This is a genomic window from Calothrix sp. NIES-2100 (assembly GCF_963875285.1).
Classification (GTDB): Bacteria; Cyanobacteriota; Cyanobacteriia; order Cyanobacteriales; family Nostocaceae; genus Aulosira.
Map to the genome: position 1 here is coordinate 3370802 of NZ_CAWNLA010000001.1, position 24202 is coordinate 3395003.

The 24202-nt window shown below is 41.7% G+C and carries 23 protein-coding genes; 12 read left to right on the forward strand and 11 right to left on the reverse strand.

What is annotated here, in order from left to right; translation table 11 throughout:
* Positions 1-71 precede the first annotated feature (71 nt).
* From AACU32_RS14115 to AACU32_RS14130, 4 genes are all read right to left on the reverse strand, one after another.
* A complete protein-coding gene (locus tag AACU32_RS14115) occupies positions 72-2786 on the reverse strand; it encodes a PAS domain S-box protein (RefSeq protein ID WP_096600425.1) in 2715 nt (904 codons plus the stop codon).
* 621 nt (positions 2787-3407) lie between these two features.
* On the reverse strand, positions 3408-4583 hold the full coding sequence (locus AACU32_RS14120) for a DNA double-strand break repair nuclease NurA (RefSeq protein ID WP_096600427.1): 1176 nt from the start codon (positions 4581-4583) through the stop codon (positions 3408-3410).
* Between the two features lie 806 nt (positions 4584-5389).
* Complete coding sequence (locus AACU32_RS14125) at positions 5390-5761, reverse strand: hypothetical protein (protein ID WP_096608006.1); 372 nt, start codon at positions 5759-5761, stop codon at positions 5390-5392.
* 168 nt (positions 5762-5929) lie between these two features.
* Positions 5930-6193, reverse strand: coding sequence for a hypothetical protein (locus tag AACU32_RS14130; protein WP_096608007.1), 264 nt, complete (start codon positions 6191-6193; stop codon positions 5930-5932).
* 430 nt (positions 6194-6623) lie between these two features.
* Here AACU32_RS14130 and AACU32_RS14135 point away from each other — a divergent pair, with 430 nt between their 5' ends.
* Positions 6624-7316, forward strand: a complete 693-nt coding sequence (locus tag AACU32_RS14135; protein WP_096600429.1) for a conjugal transfer protein TrbI — start codon at positions 6624-6626, stop codon at positions 7314-7316.
* A 342-nt stretch (positions 7317-7658) separates the two neighbouring features.
* Positions 7659-8903 (forward strand): S-layer homology domain-containing protein, encoded by a 1245-nt coding sequence (locus tag AACU32_RS14140; RefSeq protein WP_096600431.1) that lies wholly within the window; start codon positions 7659-7661, stop codon positions 8901-8903.
* Positions 8904-9030: 127 nt separating this feature from the next.
* Here AACU32_RS14140 and AACU32_RS14145 read toward each other — a convergent pair whose 3' ends face one another.
* Positions 9031-10362 carry a sensor histidine kinase gene (locus AACU32_RS14145; protein WP_096600433.1) on the reverse strand — a complete coding sequence of 444 codons (1332 nt, stop codon included), beginning with the start codon at positions 10360-10362 and terminating at the stop codon, positions 9031-9033.
* Positions 10363-10643: 281 nt separating this feature from the next.
* Here AACU32_RS14145 and AACU32_RS14150 point away from each other — a divergent pair, with 281 nt between their 5' ends.
* Complete coding sequence (locus AACU32_RS14150) at positions 10644-10961, forward strand: DUF3155 domain-containing protein (RefSeq protein ID WP_096600435.1); 318 nt, start codon at positions 10644-10646, stop codon at positions 10959-10961.
* 781 nt (positions 10962-11742) lie between these two features.
* On the opposite strand, the gene AACU32_RS14155 is transcribed toward AACU32_RS14150, so the two are convergent.
* Positions 11743-12273: a cofactor assembly of complex C subunit B gene (locus AACU32_RS14155; protein WP_096600437.1), complete on the reverse strand. Its 531-nt coding sequence runs from the start codon at positions 12271-12273 to the stop codon at positions 11743-11745.
* Positions 12274-12332: 59 nt separating this feature from the next.
* Complete coding sequence (locus tag AACU32_RS14160) at positions 12333-12680, reverse strand: PadR family transcriptional regulator (protein ID WP_096600439.1); 348 nt, start codon at positions 12678-12680, stop codon at positions 12333-12335.
* A gap of 702 nt (positions 12681-13382) precedes the next feature.
* Here AACU32_RS14160 and AACU32_RS14165 point away from each other — a divergent pair.
* The 5 genes from AACU32_RS14165 to rpsN all read left to right on the forward strand — a co-directional run bounded on the left by AACU32_RS14165 (position 13383) and on the right by rpsN (position 17962).
* A complete protein-coding gene (locus AACU32_RS14165; RefSeq protein WP_096600441.1) occupies positions 13383-13961 on the forward strand; it encodes a DUF3611 family protein in 579 nt (192 codons plus the stop codon).
* 361 nt (positions 13962-14322) lie between these two features.
* The gene (gene serS, locus AACU32_RS14170) at positions 14323-15603 is read left to right on the forward strand and encodes a serine--tRNA ligase (protein ID WP_096608008.1); all 1281 of its coding nucleotides are present in this window, start codon (positions 14323-14325) and stop codon (positions 15601-15603) included.
* 196 nt (positions 15604-15799) lie between these two features.
* The gene (gene rseP / locus AACU32_RS14175) at positions 15800-16897 is read left to right on the forward strand and encodes an RIP metalloprotease RseP (protein ID WP_096600443.1); all 1098 of its coding nucleotides are present in this window, start codon (positions 15800-15802) and stop codon (positions 16895-16897) included.
* Entirely contained in the window at positions 16894-17562 is a 669-nt protein-coding gene (gene nth, locus AACU32_RS14180; protein WP_339377882.1) for an endonuclease III, read from the forward strand. Before rseP ends, nth begins: the two co-directional genes overlap by 4 nt.
* A 97-nt stretch (positions 17563-17659) precedes the next feature.
* Entirely contained in the window at positions 17660-17962 is a 303-nt protein-coding gene (gene rpsN, locus AACU32_RS14185) for a 30S ribosomal protein S14 (RefSeq protein ID WP_096600447.1), read from the forward strand.
* 132 nt (positions 17963-18094) lie between these two features.
* Here rpsN and AACU32_RS14190 read toward each other — a convergent pair whose 3' ends face one another.
* Positions 18095-18424 (reverse strand): hypothetical protein, encoded by a 330-nt coding sequence (locus tag AACU32_RS14190; protein ID WP_096600449.1) that lies wholly within the window; start codon positions 18422-18424, stop codon positions 18095-18097.
* 109 nt (positions 18425-18533) lie between these two features.
* Between AACU32_RS14190 and aat the strand changes: the two genes are divergently transcribed.
* A complete protein-coding gene (gene aat / locus AACU32_RS14195; RefSeq protein ID WP_096600451.1) occupies positions 18534-19109 on the forward strand; it encodes a leucyl/phenylalanyl-tRNA--protein transferase in 576 nt (191 codons plus the stop codon).
* Between the two features lie 21 nt (positions 19110-19130).
* On the opposite strand, the gene AACU32_RS14200 is transcribed toward aat, so the two are convergent.
* Positions 19131-20597: a diguanylate cyclase gene (locus tag AACU32_RS14200; RefSeq protein WP_096600453.1), complete on the reverse strand. Its 1467-nt coding sequence runs from the start codon at positions 20595-20597 to the stop codon at positions 19131-19133.
* A gap of 361 nt (positions 20598-20958) precedes the next feature.
* Here AACU32_RS14200 and AACU32_RS14205 point away from each other — a divergent pair, with 361 nt between their 5' ends.
* Positions 20959-21183 (forward strand): hypothetical protein, encoded by a 225-nt coding sequence (locus tag AACU32_RS14205; RefSeq protein WP_096600455.1) that lies wholly within the window; start codon positions 20959-20961, stop codon positions 21181-21183.
* 168 nt (positions 21184-21351) lie between these two features.
* Here AACU32_RS14205 and AACU32_RS14210 read toward each other — a convergent pair whose 3' ends face one another.
* Together AACU32_RS14210 and AACU32_RS14215 are read right to left on the reverse strand one after the other, a co-directional pair.
* Positions 21352-22161 (reverse strand): DUF3598 family protein, encoded by an 810-nt coding sequence (locus AACU32_RS14210; protein ID WP_096608009.1) that lies wholly within the window; start codon positions 22159-22161, stop codon positions 21352-21354.
* Positions 22162-22255: 94 nt separating this feature from the next.
* On the reverse strand, positions 22256-23158 hold the full coding sequence (locus AACU32_RS14215; RefSeq protein WP_096600457.1) for a permease-like cell division protein FtsX: 903 nt from the start codon (positions 23156-23158) through the stop codon (positions 22256-22258).
* Between the two features lie 235 nt (positions 23159-23393).
* On the opposite strand from AACU32_RS14215, the gene def reads away from it, so the two are divergent.
* Positions 23394-23957, forward strand: a complete 564-nt coding sequence (gene def, locus AACU32_RS14220; protein WP_096600459.1) for a peptide deformylase — start codon at positions 23394-23396, stop codon at positions 23955-23957.
* 12 nt (positions 23958-23969) lie between these two features.
* Entirely contained in the window at positions 23970-24173 is a 204-nt protein-coding gene (locus AACU32_RS14225) for a hypothetical protein (protein ID WP_096600461.1), read from the forward strand.
* Positions 24174-24202: the final 29 nt, after the last annotated feature.

Below are 24202 nucleotides of genomic sequence, written 5' to 3' on the forward strand. Positions count from 1 at the left end.
TGGCTTATTTTTTAAGAAGCAATATCTGCTACTAAATTCAGTTTATACTCTGAATTTAATCATGTTAACAGTTAGATTGCCATGACTGATTTCGTTGGCGGTAAAGTCTGCTTTTCTTCCTGTTGCAAAGGAATTTCAATCCAAAATTCAGTTCCTTTCCCTAATTCTGACTCACACCTGAGAACACCAGAATGTTTCTCCACAACAATTTGGTAACTAATCGATAATCCTAAACCTGTACCCTTACCTACAGGCTTAGTTGTAAAAAATGGGTCAAATAGCTTTCCGATTACCTCTGGCGTTATACCTCCAGCATTATCGGCAATTCTGACTATTACGCGATTTTGGTTAGCAAGTTCGGTACGAATTATAATTTGGCTGGGATGTCTAAAATCATCTGGCTGGGCATGATAATTTTCAAGGGCATCAATGGCATTATTAATAATATTCATAAATACCTGATTTATCTGCCCTGGATAGCATTCTACTAAAGGCAAATTGCTATATTCTTTGATAATTTCAATTCCTGCATATTCTGGCTTTGCTTTCAAACGATTTTGTAAAATCAGCAGAGTACTATCAATACCTTCATGAATATCGACTACTTTCATATCTGCTTCATCTAAACGTGAGAAGTTTCGTAAACTTAGCACAATCTCACGAATACGATTAGTACCAATTTTCATCGAAGACAGAATTTTTGACAAATCATCAACAATAAATTCTAAGTCAATTGCCTCAGAAAAATCTTGAACTTCTGCATCTGGTTGGGGATAATGTTTTTGATAAAGTTTTAGTAGCTCTATTAAGTCTTGAACATAATCTTCAGCAGGCGATAGATTGCCATGAATAAAGTTCACTGGATTATTAATTTCATGGGCAACTCCAGCCACTAATTGTCCTAAACTAGACATTTTTTCCTGCTGAATTAGTTGAGCTTGGGTTTCTTGTAATTTATGTAACGCTTCAGTGAGTTTTTCTGCATGAGTTTGAGCCACTAAGGTAGCAGCACGACTTTGAGTATAAAGTTGTGCATGGTCGATAGCAATTGCTAATTGATCTGTAACAGCTTTTAGCAGACCAATTTCACTGTTACTCCAAACACGTTCACCACTGCAATGGCTACAAACAATTGCTCCTAACTCTCCAGAATTACTTTTCACTGGTAGTAGTAGTTGGGAAGTAATACCAAACTCAGTTAAGAGTTCTCGCATATTTGGATCGAGAGCAAAATCATTATGAATGTTGTGAATACAAATTAGCTCTTGATTAAGCATATTTTGTGCTAAAAACGTTGATTTTTGCAGGGGAATCATGCCTAACATACTGCTTAAATCAGGATGACGTGCTTCATGGGTAATAGCCAAGGTTGGTTGAGAAGAATTTGTTAAGTAACGCAGAAAATAGCAACGGTCAATTTGTAATAAACTCCGAATTTCATTAACCGCAGTAGCCAAAATAGTATCGAGTTCAAGAGAACTGCGGATTTGGCTAGCTAAACTTAACAGTAAGGCTTCTCTCCGACTGAGTAGTTGTTCTCTAGCCCAGATTCTGTCAATAGCTACAGCAATATTATTAGCAATCCAATTTAACAAATGATGAGTTGCTTCTGTAAAAAAATGCTGGTAAAACAAAGCCATGATGCCAACCAATTCTTGTTCTACAATCAAAGGGTATGCAGAGAAACTAGAATTGAGAAATTTGTCTTGATAATAATTTTGAATTTCCCGATTAACAATGGCTTCATGCTTGTTAACTATAGTGTCAATAACGCTGTTGACGACAACCATCTGATTAGGAAACTCTTGAAGAGTACTTAACTGATTACAGATAGTATCTGTACAATTAACTCCTGCTTGAAATTGCAGGTTTGTTGTTTGTTTATCAAAAGTCCAGATGCCTACAAAAGCAACATCAAGATATTGTGATATAGTATTTGTACAGTGTTGAATAATTTCCGCCAGAGTGCCGCTTTGAGCTAAAGATAAGCTAAGTTCTGCACTTAACAGAGATAGACGCGATCGCTCTAAAATTGCTAACTCAGAATGCTTACGCTGGGTAATATCTGTACGAATTGCTACATATTGCTCAGGTTTACCTGAAGCAGACAATGTTGGTACTATGATAGTGTCTACCCAATAAAAAGTACCGTCTTTGGCTCTATTTTTAATCTCTCCTCTCCAGATTTTACCTTGAGCAATAGTTCTCCACAACTCAGCAAAAAATTCTTTGGTCTGATAACCAGAATTGATTATCCGGTGGTCTTGTCCTAAAAGTTCTTCTCTAGAGTACTGAGAAACTTCGCAAAATTTATCGTTGGCATAAGTTATAATTCCTTTTTTATCAGTAATCGCTACTAAAGAATGAGCATTTAAGGCAAATTTTAAAGTTTCTAATTCTTGAATAGATTTCCGTAATGCTATTTCATTTTCTTTATTAATTGTAATGTCGCGAGCTATTGCATAAATTAATTTCTCTTCACCGAAAGAAGTTGCATTCCAGGATAACCATTTATAAGAACCATCCGCACACATATAGCGGTTTTCAAAGTTAACTGTATCTACAGAATTGGCAAGTTTTTGACATATAAAAATTGTGGGTTCGCGGTCTTTAGGATGAACAAACTCAATAAATGGTTTGCTTAATAACTCCTGAGTTGTCCATCCTAAAGTTTTTACCCATATGGGATTTAAATGCTTAAAATAACCATCAAAACCAGCAATACAAAGTAAATCTAAGGAAAGCGAAAAAAAGCGCGAATGTTGTTTTTCTAATTCTTTGATCATATAAAAATAGCAAATGTATTATATTCTAAATCTCGTAAGTATTGAGATGTGAAGCATTCATCAAATTTCTACTGCTTCACGAACCGTACTGATAGTCTAAAAAGTTGCGTATACCACCAAGTACGCAATTGAGTTTGATTTAGAAGTTAAAAAACTAGTACAACAAGGCGGAAATCAAGCAACCCTATAAAATAGGCATAAAGCTTACACAATAAGTATTCTTTCTTTTGACTTTTGCTTTTTCTTACTAGCTTGCTGTACAGCTAATCTTCTATGTAAATATAGATTTCCCTAAAACACTTAAAAGTAAACGTTGAATTTGGGAATTTCAGTTAAGAAGTGTTACACAACCTTTATCGAATGTGCTATTATGCCACTTTGAATCAAAATTTTCTATTTTAAATATCTAATACTGATTCAATTAATGATCGTGACATCCGAAATTGTCGCCAAGGTCGGGGAGACCTCGCCCCTAGGGATACATCTGTCTCATTTTTTTTTCAAGTTGATATAACTAAATCAAATGGCAATTCATCAAAGCCAATACTAGCTAGAGTTGATATTTATATAATCAGCAATCACCTGGAAAAGCCGGAGATTTTCCAGCCATATTGAGGGTAATTATGCGATACTTCCGCGCTTTCTGGCTTCTTTGTAAGAAGTACCAACATTTCTCAAGCCAGCTTTAATCATTTGCTTCTCCAGAAGAGCAAAAAAGCGTGTTTTATCGCCACCACGTACCACAGCCTGATTATGCGCCTCTGCGATCGCAACTGGATAACCATACCCTTTTTGCACCTGTGCCAGCATCAGTCCTAGGGCTTGGTCAAACATAGCTGTGTTTTCTGCTACCCAAGATGGGACTTCTATCCGAGCAATTTCGGTGCCTACATGAATATAACAAAAGTAGATTGTTTGTCCTTCATACAAATCTAAAATCCGGGCATTACTCCGCCATAAAGGCCCGCGCTGTCCCGGTTTAAGTTGCGTTGACCAAAGGGTAGTATCGCGCAAAGGTTCAAAGATTTTACAAGGTATCTTTTCGAGTTGATTAGGGCAATAACTGATACAGTCTGGTACTTGATGGGGACAAGCTAACAACCGTAAAAAATTCATCCCTTCGATGTTGCGAGAAGCGCTAAGATAGCCCATCAAGGGAATTTGCGCCTCTCGCAACTGCTGCCAAGCTACGAGGATGGGGGGTAAAATGCGATCGCGCGCATCCATTGGTAGCTGTTCTAAAAACCAGTAAATTAAAGAACCATCCACCATTGCTAAAGCCGGTGCTTCTGTTTTCGCAGCACAAGCGAGTTCTGCTAACACCGTCGCTTCACTAGCGGTGCGACGATAACCCATCCATTCCTCAGTTCTAATTCCCCACTGCCGAGACATATATAAATCTTCTGGGCGGTAAAATACCTCTGGCAGACTATCTAGCAGTGGATGGCGATTTTGTCCGTAGTGTAAAACGACTCTGCCAATATTTAGCAGATAGCAATAAGCAATTTCGTGGTGGTTAGGCGCAATTTGCGAACCATCAGTAGCAATTACAGTATGAATTTTCGGCGGAACTGGGATATCAATACAGGTTTCCAGCGGTTCTATTGGGGTAGCATTAGCAAAGAGAATGCGATCGCGCCATTTCTCCTGACGGTCAATTAAATCTTTTTGAACTGCGTAAGCATTGTGGAGATACTGTTGCGCTAATTCTAAACGCTGGCGACCTTGAGCAGCTTCTATTGTCAGATGCTGACTTAACCCTTGCATTTGCCGCGCTAGTTTTGTCAGGTCAAGCATAGGATTTTACAATAATTCGTAATTTGTAATTCGTAATTCGTAATTAAAGACTGTTTGGGGCTGGATGGAAGTAGTTAAATTTTAACTTAAGTGGTTCTGCCCTCTGTCTGATTTTCAAGACAGCTGTACTTAAGTTACCAAGTTGCTGTTCCGATCGCTATCATTTAAGCTCAAAACTTGAAGGTTCTACCTTTGAACTCGGAGTTTCGCCTAAATATCTCGAAGATTTGTGTTCGGAACTCGGAGTTTCGTGTAAATATCTCGAAGATTCATGTTCGGAACTCGAAGTTTCGCCTAAATATCTCCAACATTCTGGTTCACAACTCGAAGTTTCGCCTAAATATCTCTAACATTCTGGTTCACAACTCGAAGCTTCGCCTAAATATCTCCAACATTCCGGTTCACAACTCGAAGCTTTGCCTGTCAAGGGACATCCAATTTTTTAAATACCCATTTAATTGTAGTGCGAGCGTCTCGCGAGGTGATGTTCATTCCGTAGTGCAAGATGCTCGCACTACAGAATATGGGTAATTTATTTTTTGTAAGTCCCCAAGTCTCATCGCGCTAAATTAAAACTGCTGATACCGTTTCTTTGTTAGCTTTGCCAAATTCTCTTCAATTCTTAGCGTACTTGGCGGTTGGTTTGTTTTCCTAAGATAAGCGCTAAATCATGCCGTTATCAGTGTTTTTTGCAAATAAATTGTTAAAAAAGTGAGACAATTTGCTCTTGACCCCTTTCATCAAAAGCTCCCCGACTTTTTGGTAAAGTCGGGGAGCTTCAATGATGTTAAGCGTTAGGCGATCGCTTACAATCCTACAAGTTCGCGAGATTCAAAATCAGTGAGTTGTTGAGCGATCGCTAATCTGGCTTCCAACTTCGCTACACTAAATTGGTTCCGCAGATATTCCAAATGAGCGATCGCATTTGCTTTGTCGGCGGTTAATCTTAACTGTGTATCTATCGCCTTTTGATATTCCTGATTTACCAGCAGAACTTCAAAGCGACGCGCCTTACGTTGTGCATCGTTTTTTAAATCCATATCAAAGGAGGCGCTGCGATCAGCATTACCTTCAAATCGGTTAATTTGCTGCTGAACTGCCATCAATTGAGAATCTAGTTCATTCACTCGATGGGCAGCTTGTACTATTGCATCCGGATAATAACTCAGTTGCATAATCAAATAATATTCCTCTTGCTGGAAAATTGGGCATTGGACATGGGGCATTGGGCATTGGGCAAAAGTCACGCATTCAAAAGTCAGTTGTCCTCCTTGTCCTCCTTGTCCCCCTTGTCCCCCTTGTCTCCCTTGTCCCCCTTGTCCTCCTCATCCCCCTCATCCCCCTGCTCACGCCACTTCTCGTAATTGAGATGCAGGACTCATCTCTGGAAATGAGAGCGAAAGTTGTTCGGCTTGCGGTACAGCCGCTTGTTCCAATACTGTCACTTCAATATTTACACTCACCAAATAACTTCCTGTATCAGCACCAACCGCATCAGCGATTAATTTGGCAATATCTGGACGTTTCGCCGTGAGTGGATCGCGTAAAATGCACCGATCCCATTCATGCTTAGCAGTGGGATTAAGGTTGAGAATGTAGTGCTTCATCATAGTACTAATTTTTAAATCCATCTTCCTTCCAGAAACCTTCCACAGAGCCATTCTCAACTTAACCAGGCTTTGTGGGCGCTATATTCATTATAGTACATTTGTACCTAATTGTGTACAGTTAGTTGTCTGGTTTTGGCTGGAAATTGCCAGGAGGAAGGGGGGCAGAGGAAACGCGGGGACGCGGAGAAATAATGAATGACTATTGACTATTGACTATTGACCATTGACCATTGACACGCGTTCGCGAAGCGTCCCGCAGGGAAGCGCAATAAACTATTAGGAAAAGCTGGAGGAACAATCACAACTATTCCGCGTCTTCTAAACACTTTACCTTAGTAATATTCCTATAGATAGGTTTAAAAATATTCAGAAACAATCTCAGTAAATCTGCGTCATTAAATATCTCTCAGACTAAAACGGAAACCCTACTATGACACGCCTTAATCGTTGGAAATCTGGAACTGCTGCACTGATGACAATGGCAATTACTACAGGTGCTATTACTCCTCTATTCACCTCTACTCCTGCTAGTGCTCAATACAATATTAACCAATCACGAACAATTACTATTCCTTATAATGTCACTTTACCTGTTACCTACGAAAAAGAGAAAGTGATTGTTAATCCAGGGGAAACTTTACCGCTTACTGTGAAAATAGAAAGTGATATTATCGATAAAAACAGAAATGTATTGATTCCTCGTGGAACTGACGTTGTTGGCAGACTAGAACCTGTAAACTTGAATGGAACTTATTCCACTGACAGAAATAATAACAACAACAAGGGTGTGAGGTTTGTAGCCCAAGAATTAGTATTTGCTTCTGGTAAACGACAAGCAATTAATGCAACTTCTCGTACATTTACGCAAACGGAAAGAATCTCTCAAGGAAGTGATACTGGCAGGATATTAACGGATGCAGCTATTGGTGCAGGTGCGGCTACTGTCATTTCATTAATTACAGGTAACCGCAAAATTGAAGTTTTAGAACCGGTTGGTGGTGCGGCGGCTGGTGCGTTAGCAAGTATACTGTTGCGGAAAAAGCAAGCTGATGTTTTCGTGTTGCGGACTGATCAAGATTTGGATATCACATTGAACTCTAGTTTGGTACTATCACGCTACTAGGCTTACTCAATTGCACTCGTGATCTCAAATCATCCGTAATTAGCGATCGCCACTTAGTTATATGTGTGCGATCGCTTAATTTTTGGCAATTAAATAGTCTCATTTGCCTGCAACTATTTTATTTCTCTGTCGTCTTCATTGATCATGGGATTTTGGGCATACTAATTCTCCAGCCAATTACGTGATTATCTATGACCTTTCTGATTGTTCATAAATGTTCCGAAATAAATCTATGACTTAAGTAATGGTTTACTAAAAGACTGAAAAATTGGGAACATCCTCTAAGAGAAATGGTCTAAGTAAGTAAGAGAAAAACAAATAATTCTACTAGGATAAAAAACTATGTTTGCTTTAAATAATTGGCAACAAAGAACCGCTGCATTAATGGCTTTGAGCGTCACAGCAGGTACTGTAGCACCCTTCATTACAGCCGCACCTTCTTTTGCTCAAACTACTTTTTCTGATGTTTCATCTAACTATTGGGCAGCACAATTTATTCAACAATTGTCACAGCGTGGTGTAATTGCGGGCTTTCCTGATGGTAGTTTCCGCCCAGAAGAACCAGTGACACGCGCTCAATTTGCCGCTATGGTTAACAAAGCTTTCCAAAAATCACAACAACGGCAAGCAATCAATTTTACCGATGTACCAGGTAACTATTGGGCATACAGCGCCATCCAGCAAGCCTATACCATCGGTTTCTTGTCAGGATATCCTGGTAATCGCTTTGAACCAAACCAAGCAATTCCCAGACAGCAGGTTTTGGTTTCCCTCGCCAACGGTTTAGAATATAATCCTGCTGCGAATGTAGATAGCACTCTGCAATATTTTAACGATGCTTCTAACATCGCAGACTATGCTCGTAGCCCAATTGCTGCTGCTACTGAAAAACAAATTGTGGTCAACTATCCCAATGTGAAGTTCCTCAATCCTACCTCAACCGCTACACGGGCACAGGTAGCAGCCTTCATCTATCAGGCGTTAGTTAGTTCCAATCAAGCTTCAGCAATTAACTCTCCTTATGTCGTCGCTGTTCAACCTACCACACCCACACCTGTGGCAGTAACAATTCCTCAAGGAACTGCTATCCCTGTGAAGTACGATAAGGCTGAGAAAATTCTTGTCACTAAGGATGAAACAGTACCTTTGACACTGACAGTAGCCCAAAACGTGATCACCCAAGAAGGATCTGTAGTAATTCCGGCTGGTAGTCAGGTAATTGGTCAACTTAAACCTGCTCAAGCTGGTGGTTCTCAATTCGTTGCCCAAAAACTAGTTTTAACCACAGGTCAAGAATATCAGCTCAACGCTACATCGGAAGTGATTACCAAAACAGAAACCGTTAAAAAAGGTACAAGTACTGGTGCCATTATCAAGAATACTGTATTGGGTGCAGGCGCTGCCGCTGCCGTATCTGCCGTCACAGGCGATCGCGCTATTGCTACAGAAGAAGTATTGGGTGGCGCTGGTATAGGTGCATTAATTGGGCTGTTCTTTGGTAAGAACAGTGTTGACTTAATTGCTATCGATCCAGACACCGACTTGCAAATGACAATCAATCAAAACTTGTTAGTTTCACTCAGATAGTCAATGGTCAATGGTCAATGGTCAATGGTCATTGGTCAATGGTCAAGAAATTCTAGACTGTACACTTTTGACTATGGACTATGGACTCTTGACTCTGGACAACTGACAACTGACTATTGACAACTGACTAATTCTCAACTTCTGGCAACCAAATAATAAATGTAGTTCCCGGTGTTTTGGGTGATGTGATTGTGGAATTAATCGCAGGGCTAAAGACTTCAATTTTGCCCTGCATTTGCTCTATTAACTGTTTGGCGATCGCTAACCCCAAACCTGTACCAGGAATCTCTGTTTGCGCCTGTACGCCCCGGTAATGGCGTTCTCCAATATGTTCTAAATCTTCTGTGGGAATACCGGGGCCTGTGTCACTAATGGCGATTCCCTGTAAGTTATCTTTTTCTTGCCCTACCTGGATCAAAATCTTGCCCCCAGCAGGGGTGTATTTTAAAGCATTATCGATAATATTGCTGAAAACTTCTCGTAAAGCTTTGACGTTAACCCGGACTAAAGGTAAATTTCGCGGAATTTTCGTGATGATTTGCAAATTGCGTTCTTGGGCGATCGCCCTAGCAGATACTAATAATGGTGCGAGTAAATCATAAGCCGTACAGTCAGTAGCTTTTTCTCCTGTTCCTGGCAATAACAGGGCAAGTTTTGGTTCTTTTTGGATAGTTGCTTCTACAACTACTTCAGTTTCTGGAAGCGTATGAGGTGCTAAATCTGGTGGTGTTAGCTCAATTACTTGATCGAACTGTTGGAGTAATTCTTGCAGGCGATCGCTTTCGCGAATGATATTACCAGCCACATCCCGGTTAGGATCGCCCGCTCGCAACCGTTTCATCAGCAGTTTACCAAAGGTTCTGATTGCCGTTAGCGGGTTGCGAAACTGGTGCAAGAGGTTATCTAGTAAATCCCGCTGCTGTTCTTGCAGGATTTGTTGTTGATGCAATTGCTGCTGCAACCAAGCTCGACGCTGATCTAAAATACAGGCGATCGCTAGAGTTTGGGCTATCCTTTGAATCTCGCTTTGTTCCTGCTCATTCCATGTCCTGTCTTCCCTACCTGTCACCAGTAACCCCATCATCACACCCTCATGAATTAGGGGTAAAACAATTTGGTTCTCACTGAGTAAATATTCTTTTGATGTCTCAGGCTCCGGTGATGAACTGGAGGATTCTGCCACCCCTGTCAATAATTTTCCCTGATTCGGGGGTAATGCCAAAACATTCCGTACCTTCAGTTGCTCTGGGGTTTTTAGCCCAGCAGTCCCCTCAACTTGCCTTAATATAGACGTCTCTGGGTATACCACCACCGGAATCAGTTTTGCCTCACCTGTCGGAGCCTCTACCAATTCTTGCGTTAAGTAGACCACACTTAACGATGCTCCTAGCCCTTGGGTTAACAGTGCTATTTGCTCTCGGCATAGAGCAACAAAATCAGAACTGGCAGACATTAACATTTTTCAGATTTTTGCTCAAGTTTATAGAATTTGAGGGTAGATTAAAGAAGAGGGTAATTTTTTCCTCGCCTATTTAATAAAGCTTAACTAAATCTTCTTAGTAATGCTTTGCCCCAGGGAATAATATATTCCCTAATTTTGATTTTTCTACTTTTAAAGATTTGATTTTTGTTGTATCAAAAGCTTAAAAACTATTGATTTTTTGAACTAGAACTTATATAATTACGACGGATTTTGTAGCTATCACTACAATCTATAGCTTGAAAGAGGAGGAAAATAGGTTGGCAAGGAGACGTAAACGGAAAAGTCGTCGTCGCCAAGAAGGGCGACGAATCTTAGAACATGTGCCTCAATATAGCATCGAAAGTGGTGAAGAAAAACCTGTGACAGCAGCAAGAAAGTTTATTCAAGCTGAAGGAATCGCACCACCTGCTTTGCTACTTGTAAAGCGGAACGAACACACCACAGACCGTTATTTCTGGGCAGAAAAGGGACTGTTCGGTGCTCAATACGTAGAAGAGAACCATTTTTTGTTTCCCAGCCTCAGGACCCTAGAAGCTCCTACTGGACAGGAAACGCTAGCTTTAGCTAGTCGCTGAACTAACAGTGGTTATCTTACGCATTTATGTGACTTCTGACAACCATTTAACTGGCAAAATTGCTCACGTTATGCAAAAAATTCATTTTTTTTAGTTTGTAGCTGATTTGCCTAGAGAGCTATTCCAGGTAATTGGACAGTCAACTTGTCTCAAACCAAACTGGTTTGCATGGGTTGATTTATAGCCTCAAGATCAACAAGGAAGTCAGCTGCAAGCGAAAAGTGTTTACTAGCGTGAGCTAACTTGCAAGTTAATTTGATAGATTGCTCAAGACGCTTTGTCAACAGCTATAGTTTTTTTCCCTACGACTTCGTATCGTAGGGAAACTGACATATTATAGATTGTAATTTCACATCCTTAATGTGTGTTTCCGGAAAATGTTAGCTTTCTTTCCGTCAGCCCCACACCATAACGCGTTCGCGTAGCGTCTCGTAGAGAAGCGGTTGGTGTGGGAATATAAGGCTTATAAAAACGAAACACCGCCGGACTGAGGGAAAGTCTAAGCGACTGCCATCACAGTAGTTGTAAGACACAAACCCTTGGTAAAAGCGCCTGAGAAAGAGGGAACGAACACGGTCACTGGCAGGCTATTGCCGTAAGTTAGACACCAAACTGTGTTGGAAGCAAAACAATCAAACTGCCTTGGGAAACAGGGCGGCTGCGCGGGTTCTCCCTGGAGGAGATAAACGGCTTTGCCGAGAGACGCTGTGTAAGACTCTGATCTTCTTGAGTGACGAACACAGAGCAACGGCGAGACGCGAAGCCTCAACTTGAGCTTAGCTTAGTTGAGGTACTTCAGATGTAGTGCCTTCTGCAACTCTATGAGTTCGTCTCGATGAGCAGTTACAGTTATTTTACTTGAGGAGTGTTGCTGATTCAGGATTGTTTCCATTTTGAGCGATACTTTCTCAAGTCTCCCAGCTTTTTTCCAATAATAAATACCACTCATAGGAGAGAGCAGTAGTAGCCCTAAAAAAATGGTACTAAGGCTCGGAAAAAGCATTGACAAAACCAGAGATAGACAAATCAAACCAGTAAATGCTAGCAGTGTTAAAAACACAGCTAAAAACCAGCTTGGTTTAACAAACCCTTCAAAAGTCACTTGGTTTTGTTCGCGGTCTACCGCTGCCACTCGATAAGACCGTCCGCGAAAATACTCCTTGAGTTGAGGCATTAAAGTAGCTTCGTCTTCCTCAGATATCAGTTGTGCTGTCTTTGTACGCTCTTTAGTAGAGGCACGAATAAAGAAAAACAGCCCAACCGACAACAACAAGGTAAGTAGGAAGGTAGATGGCAGAATAGCAGTATCCATAACTAAAAAAGTTACTATTTGATTGGAGGGGACTTATTCATTCCTTTATCAATTATTAGTTAATTTGTTCTTTGATGTATGTAATTGAGCCAAAGCTGAGCTAAATCCTGGGATTGAGCTTGCCATTCTGGAGAAACTTGGTACATCCGCCTAGGGCGTCCCCGCCCTTCGAGTTTCTTCCAGTATCCATTTATTGCCCTCTGGTCTTCGAGAAATTTGATCGCACTGTACAGTACGGTATCCGAAAGCCGATAGGTTGGATATTCAGTCTCCAGTCGCTGGATCAACTCGGTTCCGTAAGATTCACCTTGTATCAAAACATACAGTATGTAACAAACTGCTAGTTCCTGACAAAGGTAAGTTGGCGGAGGATTCTCAAAGAATTGATATATATCCTCAAGTTTCATAATTAGTGAATGGCTAAAAAATGCCTTAGGGTGAGATCTACTATGCTAGTAGTCAGTATATAAAAATACTTACGCTTAAGTAAGTACACAACGCTACTTAGGCATAATTTACAAAGCGTAGACATCATAAAAGATATCCCACGCCACTTGAAGTTGTAGGACGAGTGTGTGAGTTTCAGGGAAACAGAATATGCATCCCTGCCCAAGCTCAAGACGATGTGGTGAGGAGCAATTTAAGATATTGGCAAAGCCAATGCCTTAGTGTCAAGTGATGCCGAGCTGGTTAGAACTGCTTAAGCATAAGATGCCATCGAAGAAATTTTACAGGTAAAATGCAGTTTTGTCTGCAAAAGTTAATAAACACTTTTTTTACAATGATTATGCCAGTGCAAACCTTAAAATATGGGGACTAGGGATTAGGGGCTAGGGGCTAAGGACTAGAGACAAGGAGAGAAGTCTGAGCGCCGGCGTCCGGCGATGGCTTCTCCCAAAGGGAGACGCTGCGCGAACGACGAACAGAACTTCGGAGGGACAAGGAGGACAAGGTGAAACAGCGCTGCGGGAGGGTTTCCCTCCGCAGGCGACTGCGAACCCGAAGGGAGGACAAGGAAGAAATAACTAATGACAAATGACAAATGCTTTAATACCCAATCCCCTTTCCCCGATATATTTTGAAGCGGCTAGCAAATTGGTAATCAGTTTATGTCACAAAACCCCGACATTACATCATCTTCATCTACTCTTCGGGCAATTGCCCAGAAGTTTCGCCTGATAGGTTGGATTAGTTTTTGGATTCAGTTGGTACTAGGCGTAGTTTCTGGCGTGATTTTGTTGCTATTTGCTATTTCTAGCCAAAGACCTGGTAGCGCGGGGAATAATGCGGGAGCAGGGTTTGGCATTTTCCTGGCAATTTGTGGGCTGGTTACCTTGGGTGTAGGAATTTATCTAGCTTTCCGTTACACCAAACTAGGCGCTCAACTACTATCTGCTAATCCCAACAACCGACCGCGTAAAAGCGAAACGGTACAAGTATTGCGCTTAGGAGTGATAGTAAATTTGGTAGGAATACTATTGACTCTTTTAGGGGCACAGGCGATCGTGGGAACTTTAGCAGCAAGAGCCATTACCCAAACTCAATTTATTTTTTCTACCCAAGGGAACCAACCATTTATTAGTGGTTTGGATATGTTTGTCGTACAGGCAAACACTAATACTGTGATGGCTCACTTTGGAGGCTTACTTGCGTCGCTTTGGCTTCTCAATCGAATTACTAAACCTTAGCATTGGGCATTGGGCATTGGGCATTGGGCATATCTCCCCCTTGTCCCTCCGAAGTTCTGTTCGTCGTTCGCGCAGCGTCTCCCTTTGGGAGAAGACGTTGGCGTTCGCGCAGCGTCTCCCCTTGGGAGAAGCCAGACGCTCCTTCGTCACTAACGCTTCGCTAACGCCGGACGCCGGCGCTCAGACTTCTCTCCTTGTCTCCCTCATCCCGCTAGCCTAAGCGTCCCTATTTTCAAAATAGGTTTCAAAATAGACGGAATTTAATTAAATTTTGTATTGTAAATCCTGTTATGTCAGGCCAAAATCAGTATATGCTGATGTGTTGGCAGGAGATACTAGGCAAAAGATAAAAGAAAAATCTGTGCTGGATATTAAGCAAATAAGGGAAAACCCCCAATTAGTTCAACAACGGTTGAGTAATCGTAGTGGTAAATACGATATTCAACCAATATTAGAGTTAAATCAAAAACAACGGGAACTGGAGGCAACACGCAGTCAACTCCAAGCCCGGAGTAACGAAATAGGTAAAATTGTTGGGCAAAAGATTAAATCTGGAATCGATGCTCAGTCTCCAGAACTTCAATCTTTGCGGGATGACGGGAATTCTATCAAAACTCAATTGAGCGAACTGGAGCCACAAGAAAAAGCTCTCAAAGCGGAAATTGAGCAACTAGTGCTTGCACTCCCCAATTTGCCTAGTGAGTCCACACCCGTCGGTAAGACTGAAGAAGAGAATGTAGAAGTCCGACGGTGGGGCGATGAATATCTTCCTCAGAACCCGAATATTCTCCCCCATTGGGAAATTGGCGAAAAGCTAGGTATTCTCAATGTGGCGCGGGCTGTCAAAATTGCTCAAAGTCGCTTTGTGAACCTCATCGGTGCTGGTGCGGCGTTGGAGAGGGCTTTAATTCAATTTATGCTGGCGCGTCAAATTGAAGCGGGTTACTTAGAAGTCAGTCCGCCAATTTTGGTAAATAGCGAGTCTTTGACAGCAACCGGTCAATTACCCAAGTTTGCTGAAGACAGCTTTAAATGTGCTGATGATGATTTGTGGTTAATTCCGACAGCAGAAGTTCCGGTTACCAACCTCTACCGGGGAGAGATTCTGGCTGCGGAAGAGTTACCTATTTACCATTGCGCGTACACTCCCTGTTTTCGTCGCGAGGCTGGGAGTTATGGGCGAGATATGCGGGGATTAATTCGCTTGCATCAATTCAATAAAGTGGAATTGGTGAAATTTGTCCATCCTAGTACTTCCTTTGATGAACTAGAAAAACTGGTGGGGAATGCGGAAACTATTTTACAAGCGTTGCGATTACCTTACCGAGTCATCAATTTATGCACTGGTGATTTAGGATTTTCTTCTACCAAAACCTATGATTTAGAGGTGTGGTTACCTTCTTCAGGGAAATACCGAGAAATTTCCAGTTGTTCCAATTTTATTGACTTCCAGGCTCGACGGGCTGATATTCGCTTTAAAGAAGCAGGGAAAAAAGGCACTCAGTTTGTGCATACCCTAAATGGTTCTGGTTTGGCTGTAGGCAGGACTATGGCGGCAATTTTGGAGAATTATCAACAATCCGATGGGACGATATTGATACCAGAAGTCTTGCAACCTTACTTAGGGCGGGAGGTATTGTAGTCAATAGTCATTGGTCATTGGTCATTGGTCATTGGTCAAGAATTTCTCGACTGTTGACTGTTGACTGTTGACTGTTGACTGTTGACTGTTGACCTTAAGAGGGAAAATCTTCAATTCCAGGGTGTCAAGACCAATGCTAACCATTTACACATTTTAGAATGGAAATATGTATATAGCTTTATATCTTGTTTGATCTATGTCAGTTTTAGCAGCGATCGCAGTTTTGGCTGTTTTGATCTTGGTACACGAACTAGGACATTTCATTGCAGCACGTTCTCAGGGCATTCATGTTAACCGGTTTTCTTTAGGTTTTGGCCCGGTTCTTTGGAAATACCAAGGTACAGAAACCGAATATGCTATCCGCGCTTTTCCTTTGGGTGGCTTTGTTGGCTTTCCCGATGATGATCCAGATAGCGATATTCCCCCCAATGACCCAAATCTGCTGCGTAACCGTCCTATATTAGACAGAGCGATCGTCATCAGTGCGGGTGTGATCGCAAATTTAATATTTGCCTATTTGCTGCTGGTGGGACAAGTTAGTTTTGTTGGTATCGGACAAGCCAACCAACCTGGCGTGTTAATCCAACAGCTAGCACCAGAAGTTAGTTCTGTAGCAGCAAATGCGGGAATTAAACCAGGAGATGTCATTGTAGCGGCTAATCAAAGACAATTTGGCACTTCTTTGCAAGAAATAGACGCTTTTAGAGATTTAATTAAAACTAGTGCAGGTAAGTCAGTTCAACTAGAAATTGCCCGTGGTGACCAAAAACTATCGGTAAACGTGGTTCCAGAAGCCAAATCCAATGGCGGTACCATTGGGATTGGACTTTCTCCCAACGGTAAAGTTGAGCGTCGTCCCATTACTAACCCTGTTGAAGCTTTGTCAGTGGGTGCTACAGAGTTTCAGCGCATTGTGGTGATGACATTTAAAGGCTTTGGACAACTAATTACCAACTTTGGTGAAACTGCAAGCCAAGTAGCAGGGCCGATTAAAATTGTGGAAATTGGTGCGAATATTGCCCAAAATGATACAGGCAGTTTGTTCTTCTTTGCAGCACTCATTAGTATTAACTTGGCAATTATCAACATTTTGCCTCTACCCGCTTTAGATGGCGGACAACTAGCTTTTCTGTTGATTGAAGGTTTGCGCGGTAAGCCCTTACCTATGCGCATTCAAGAAGGTGTCATGCAAACTGGTTTGGTGCTACTGTTAGGACTAGGTATTTTTCTGATCGTTAAAGAAACTACTCAGTTAACCATACAGTTGGAGTGGGTACAAAAATTGTTCCAGTGACCACTACTCGCAAAGCTGCATCTAAGAAGCAACGGGCGCTAGAAATTCTCAATCGTTTACAGCGTCTTTATCCAGATGCAACTTGCTCTTTGAACTACTCAACACCTGTGCAGCTATTGGTAGCAACAATACTTTCTGCACAGTGTACTGATGAGCGAGTAAATAAAGTTACGCCAGCTTTATTTACCCGCTTTCCTGATGCTGAAAGTTTGGCAAATGCTGATTTAGCAGAGTTAGAAGAGTTGGTACGTTCGACAGGATTCTATCGGAATAAGGCTAAGAATATTCAAGCTGCTTGTCGGATGATTGTTACTGAGTTTAACTCTGTAGTTCCCAACACAATGGAACAGCTATTACGTCTTCCTGGTGTAGCTAGGAAGACGGCTAATGTAGTTTTAGCTCATGCTTATGGCATTAATGCTGGGGTGACGGTTGATACTCATGTTAAGCGCCTCAGCAATCATTTGGGTTTAACAAAACATACAGACCCCGTTCACATTGAGCAAGATTTAATGAAGTTATTGCCCCAAGCAGATTGGGAAAATTGGTCAATTCGACTGATTTATCATGGGCGTGCTGTCTGTAAAGCTCGTTCTCCCTTATGTGTTGCTTGTGAATTAGCTTCTTTGTGCCCAGCGGCTAATAAGCCAACGTCAGTAGGCTAAGCTATAATAGCAGCCCTAGAATTGGTAGGAATAAAGGCTAAACACCTATCCTAACTGTAGAATGGAAAATGCTGTCTTTAAATAAATTAGAGAATGTATGGCTAAAAAGAGCATGATTGAGCGCGAGAAAAAACGCGCCAAGTTGGTGGAAAAGTATGCCGATAAGCGGGAAGCATTGCAACTAGAATTTCAAAACGCTGAATCTCCCCTGGAAAAGCTAGAAATTCACCGCAAAATTCAACAACTACCCCGGAACAGCGCACCTAGCCGTCGCCGCAACCGTTGCTGGTTGACTGGTCGTCCTAGAGGTGTTTATCGCGACTTTGGGCTGTCTCGGAACGTACTGCGGGAATGGGCGCACGAAGGTCTGTTACCTGGAGTGGTTAAGTCTAGCTGGTAGTCAATGGTTAATGGTCATTGGTCATTAGTCATTGGTCATTAGTCAATGGTTAATGGTCATTGGTCATTAGTCATTGGTCATTAGTCATTGGTTATTTACTAAGGACAAATGACAAAGGACAAATGACAAAGATTATTGACCACAACACCGATCAATTCCCAGACTTTCTAAGAGTAGATCGCTGACAGCGTTAGCGATCGCAAACTCTCCATAAAAGCTTTTAGAAAAATCAAACGCCTGCATCTCTGTGACAATGGCAATTACCAAGGAACCGAGGTCGTTTTCTCCTTCCATACGTTGGCGCATAAAAATCTGGGCGGCGCGTTGAGCAATTTTTTGATTAACGATTTCTGGAAGAAATTCTGTATCCAGCCATCGCAGCAGGCGTTGTTGTAGCCATTCGCTTTCAAGCTGGGGATTTTCCGATGGTGGTAGGGTGATGGGTGGAATTGGTTGTGTCATTTTTTTTCAACGCAGAGGAACGCTTTCGGGAAATGTAAAGGAACGCAAAGGATGACTGTTAACATCGAATTGCGTTCTGAATCTGGCTTTTTTACTTGTGATCTTCACTATGGAATATGATATCGCTGCGATTATTCAAGGTTATGCTCAAGGCTATTTTCTCATGGCTGACGACGATGAGGGATTGGGCTGGTATGGTAGCCGCGATCGCACGTTAATTCCTTTAGATGACAGATTTCGCTATCCTAAATCCCTGCGGCGTGTTTTGAACCAAGAACGGTTTACAGTGGCAATTAACCGTGATTTTCCGGCGGTGGTGGCAGGCTGTGCTAACCGCGAGACAACTTGGATTTCACGGGAATTAAAGGAAATTTACTGGCTACTTTACCAGCATGGTTACGCTTATAGTTTTGAAACTTGGCAAGGTGACGAACTCGCAGGCGGAATTTTAGGAATTGCGATCGCTGGTGCTTTTATTGGCGAATCAATGTTTTACCGCATTCCTGAAGGCTCAAAAGTAGCAATGGTAAAATTGGTAGAGAGATTGCGTCAAAAGCAATTTGTACTATTTGACGCACAAATGATGAATCCTCATTTAGAAAGATTTGGCGCTTATCGTATTCAGGATAAAGAATATCAAGCCCTACTCCAGAAAGCGTTGCAAAGTCCCTGCGATTTCAAGTAAGTTCTGTTATTGGCTGTGTGATCAGAAACGGATTTGATTGCGCCCATTTTTCTTAGCCTCTCGAACCTTGTCGCTAGCACGCTGCAACAAAGACAGAGGAACATCTTCTTCCATCAGCTCGACAACCCCAAAGCTAGCGGTCATTTGAAACTGCTGACCGTTATAAGCCGTGACGATTTGCTTACTCAAAGCTAGGCGAATTCGTTCAGCTATCTGACACCCGGTATTGATGTCAGTGTCGGACATGACGATACAAAATTCCTCTCCCCCGTAACGTGTAACCCAATCTACTGCTCTCACGCTATTTTTAAGTATTTGTGCAGCCGTTCTCAGAGCTTGATCGCCAGTGGGAAAGCCATAGGTTCGATTCACTTCACCAAAATTATCCAGATCGAGCAGTACAACTACTAGTGATTGCTTATACTTGTGGGATTTTTCGATCTCACGGGGTAGTAATCTGTCAAGATAGCGGCGATTAAAAACCTCAGTCAAGCCATCCTGTTCGGCTTCGGCTCGATACTGTTGAGCGAGGCGACTAGCTTTAAGCACCATTTCACTAATCATTCGTTGCGCAGTTACGCGGATGCGATGCTCAAATTCAGCGATCAGCTTGTCTTGTCCAGCTGCATCTGCGATCGCATCAAATTCCTCAATGGTGACAACTTGGTTGCGTCCCCGTTGCTTAGCAGCATAAATGCATTGATTGATTTCTTGCCATAGTTGCTCCATCGAAGAATGTCCCTTCATCGGCACTACTCCAAAGCAAGCTGTTAAATGAACAAAAGACTTTTCATCAATCTGGAATTTATAATCCTGTAGCTGAGTCTTGAGAAATTCTGCGAAGGCTTTCCCCTGCTCAATATTGCCCAGCATACAAATAGCGAACTTATCACCCCCTGTGCGAGCAACAATACCTGCTCCGAGTGCGTATTGTTGGAGAATTTGCCCAAATTCCTGCAATAGCTGATCTCCTGCACCATGACCATGACGATCATTGATGAATTTGAATCGGTCAATATCTACGTAAATCAAACATACAGGGTCTTGATCTTCCTTCGATGTTAAAAGCTTCAGTGCATAATCTTTAAATTTACGAAAATTCGCTATTCCTGTGAGCTTATCAAGGTTTAATGAATGCTTTTGCTGGCTGTGCCAAAAACTGCGCTGTAAACGCCAACCTATTTGCTGATCAATTGCTTGGCGTTGACAGGTTTCATCTCCTGGTTCTAACCAATGAAGAGCAGCAGATTCTTGCTCAAGAGTGTCTATTAAAATTACTGTCGGTAAACCCACAGAGGTATACAAATATTTGATTTGCTCCAGATTTTCAAAAGTTTTGATGTCGAGTACAAGAATGTCAAAACCTTTTGCAGATAAAGCTGGAGCATCAACTTGAATCCACTCAAACTTGAGGGGAAAATCTTGTGGTTGGGGCAAATCCATCGGACTGCACCAGGCAACTCGTATCACTTGCACCTGTTCATCCATTGATTTTACCTTGATCAACCAATAACTTGAGGATAGGTTTACCAAACACGCAATTATGCTTATATCGATAACTTAAAGTTTAACAACCAAATTCAGCGATGACTATCACTATTACAGCCGCACTATCTACTGATGGAAGCTCAAGAGGATGACCAGACTGTGAACAGTGAATAGGGATGATAAATATAGCTACGAGAAGATACGTGTATAGAATTTTTTAATAAAATTGGCAGGATTCCTCACAAGTTCCTCAAATTCTTTGCTTATAACATGTTTGACGGAGATGAGCAGCAGTTAAAAAATTTACTTATCTCCTAGTTAAGTAAAGTTTGACAAAGAGAAAATAAGGGTTGTTAATTTTATGAGTAACTACTTGTTTCACGATTCAAAGAGTCTTGCACAACAAGCAGAAGAATTGGGAAAAAAAGCCGTAAATTTGGGACTGATTCCTTCTTTTAGTGTTCATCATTACTCCGATAGCCCAGAATTTTATCTGCCTGACGAACAGACTCCTACTTCTCTCACAGCACCAGAAGCGTACATGAAATTTAAAAAATTAGTTGAAGCTTCTTCATCTAACGGATAAACTAACCTCCCCAAAATGCAACCTGTTGAACTCCCATGATTGAGCGATCGCATAACTCTGGTAGAAGCGATGTCTACGACGGGCTACGCCTACGCTTTTTTGTTTCGTTTTGTTATGCTTGCCAGTTGTGGAACTATACTTTTATCAGTGAATATACGGTGAAATATCTCAAACTTTTTCTTCTGTAACTAAGGTGAGGCTCACCCATTCACCTTTGTCGCTGTAGCTGCGAACCATACGTTGGCGAAGATTTGGCTGGATTAACCAACCCACTTCTAGGATTAAACTTTGGCGTAAATTTACCTTCAGTGGAGAAGTAGCAGAAGCACCATAAGGTAGCAGTAATACTTGCATCTGCTTTTGCGGATCTTGATCGAAGTGGATGATCGATCCTTTAATAGTGGCACTAGAGGTAATTGTGTGTTGACCAAAAGAAAGATGTTGGACAAATCGCCCAGCGTCATCTAATTCTAATTTGAGGGACGTAGGGGTAGTTGTAGGCGATCGCAAATCTGTATATATTGTTGTAGCTTCACCGCGCCATTCTCCCAACAAATCATTTACCTGTACAGTCGGGCTGGCTGTGGCTTCAGTACCAGCTAAATGTTCTGGTATCAAGGTGAGTTTGTTGATTTGACCGTTTTTATCAAATAATTGAACTAGCCGCAAACGGCGATTTTCATGAATCAAACCTAATTCCGCGCCAAATTCGGTAAATGGTGCAAGTTGGATTGAACCTTGGGAAAATGCACCATTTTCAAAAAACAGAGTACTCTTTCCCAGAGAACTGTATTCTAAAACCAAATCTTCTTGTCCTTGACGGCAAACAATCTGGCGGATTGTCTGATTATCGTTCAGCCCTTCCAGAGAAACAACACTTTTGATATCTTCCAGCAGTTCACCTTGAGGAGAGAAGCGAATGAATGAACCTTCCCATACACCAAGGTTTTGCAGCAAACTTTCCCATTGAGATGTCATAGGTATTTGTCCTTTGTCAGTTGTCATTTGTCATTTGTCATTTGTCATTTGTCCCATGAAATTTGACTATTGACCAATGACCAATGACCATTGACTAAGTTCTAGCAAAACGTCGGACAGCAAATAAACTGCCAATTAATCCTACAGTTGCACCAAAGCTGAGGAGAATCAAGGGTAATAATAAAATTTGTATGGGTGTGAGTTGTAAACCTTGACTAATAAATTGAATAAATTCAGGCTGGTTGGCTAGCAGGTTTTTGAGAAACTGTTGAATGAGAGTAATAAAACTCCAAGCGATCGCCCCACCCAATACGCCAAAAGTTATACCTTGTAAAATAAACGGTAAGTAAATCCAAGCAGTAGTTGCACCAACTAATTGCATGATTTCAATTTCTTGTCTGCGCGCCATCACAATCAGGCGGATGGTAATGCTAGTGACAGCGATCGCAGTTAAGGTAAGAATAACGGTAATTGTCAAGCTAATCCAGTTCAAACCTTTACGCAACTGGGCGATCCGTTGAACAACTTCATCAATATACTGGACTGTACTCACTCCTGGTAACTTAGCCAACTGGGTTGCTAAATTGGGCACAGCTTGAGAATTACGTGCTTTGACCTTGATTTCATCAACTAGGGGATTTCCTCCTAACTGCTCATTAGCACCTTCAATATCAGAAATTCTCAGTTCTGTAACTAACTTACTCCAAGCTTGCTCTTTGGTGATGGTTTTCGTGGCTACCACCTCTGGCATATTTGTTACCAATGGTTCAAGGCTGGCGGCTGATATCCCAGAATCAAGATAAACTGATACTTCCATTTGGCTACCAAACTGGTAAAGCAGTTGTTCTAATTGCCAGGAAGTTTGTAAACTCATACCAAATAAAAATAGCAACACTGTCACAGTGCTAACAGCTGCCCAATTCATCCAACCCCCGCGCAGCAAGCCGAGGAAAGTTTCTTTTAGCAGGTAGTCAAACTTCGTGAAAAATTTCAACACACAATATTTGTCAATAGTCAGTTGTCAATAGTCAATGGTCAATAGTCATTTGTCATTTGTCAATAGTCATTTGTAAAAGGGAACTCTTAACAGGGCAGAATGCGTGAATTTTGAATTGTTTGTCTCCCTAGCCCCTAATCCCTAGCCCCTAGTCCCTAATTCCTAACCCCTAGTCCCTAGCCGATTGATAGAATTAAACTAGTAGGAATTTTCATAATCTAGCCGATAAGGAATCATGCCCTCCGAAATTGCTGTCGAGAAAAAAAAGTTAAAAAATCCTCCGTTGGAACTGCACTATTTAGGCGATCGCGTTCTTCGTCAACCAGCAAAGCGCATTACCAAAATAGATGATGAACTGCGCCAGCTGATACGCGAAATGCTGCAAACCATGTACAGCAAAGATGGGATAGGTTTGGCTGCACCCCAAGTGGGAGTTCATAAACAACTAATTGTTATGGACTTAGAACCAGATAACCCAGCTAATCCACCACTGGTATTGATTAACCCCACCATTAAACAGGTGAGCAAAGAAATCTGCGTTGCCCAAGAAGGCTGTTTGAGCATTCCCAACGTTTATCTGGATGTGAAGCGCCCGGAAACCGTGGAAATTTCCTATAAAGATGAATATGGCCGTCCTAAGACATTAAAAGCTAATGACTTACTCGCACGCTGCATTCAGCATGAAATGGATCACCTCAATGGCGTGGTATTTGTAGATCGCGTGGATAATTCCTTGACTTTGGCACAGGAACTATCTAAAAATGGCTTCTCGTATCAAGCGGTGAAACCTGTAGCATAGGGTGTTCTCATAGTGTATTTAACTCCAAAAAGCGGTTTATTTCTAGCGGGTTCTTGTGTAAGTGCGATCGCGGCTGTCGGTTCGGTTTTTGAACTCAGTTACGGACAACCAGATTTAGGCTTCCAAGCCACGGCTATTATCCTAATCTTAAGCATTCCACTCACAGGATTATTTTTCTTTGCCGCAGTGAGGGACGCACGGGATAACATTAAATAAGCATCAGGTACATAAAAAGGCAAAGGGAT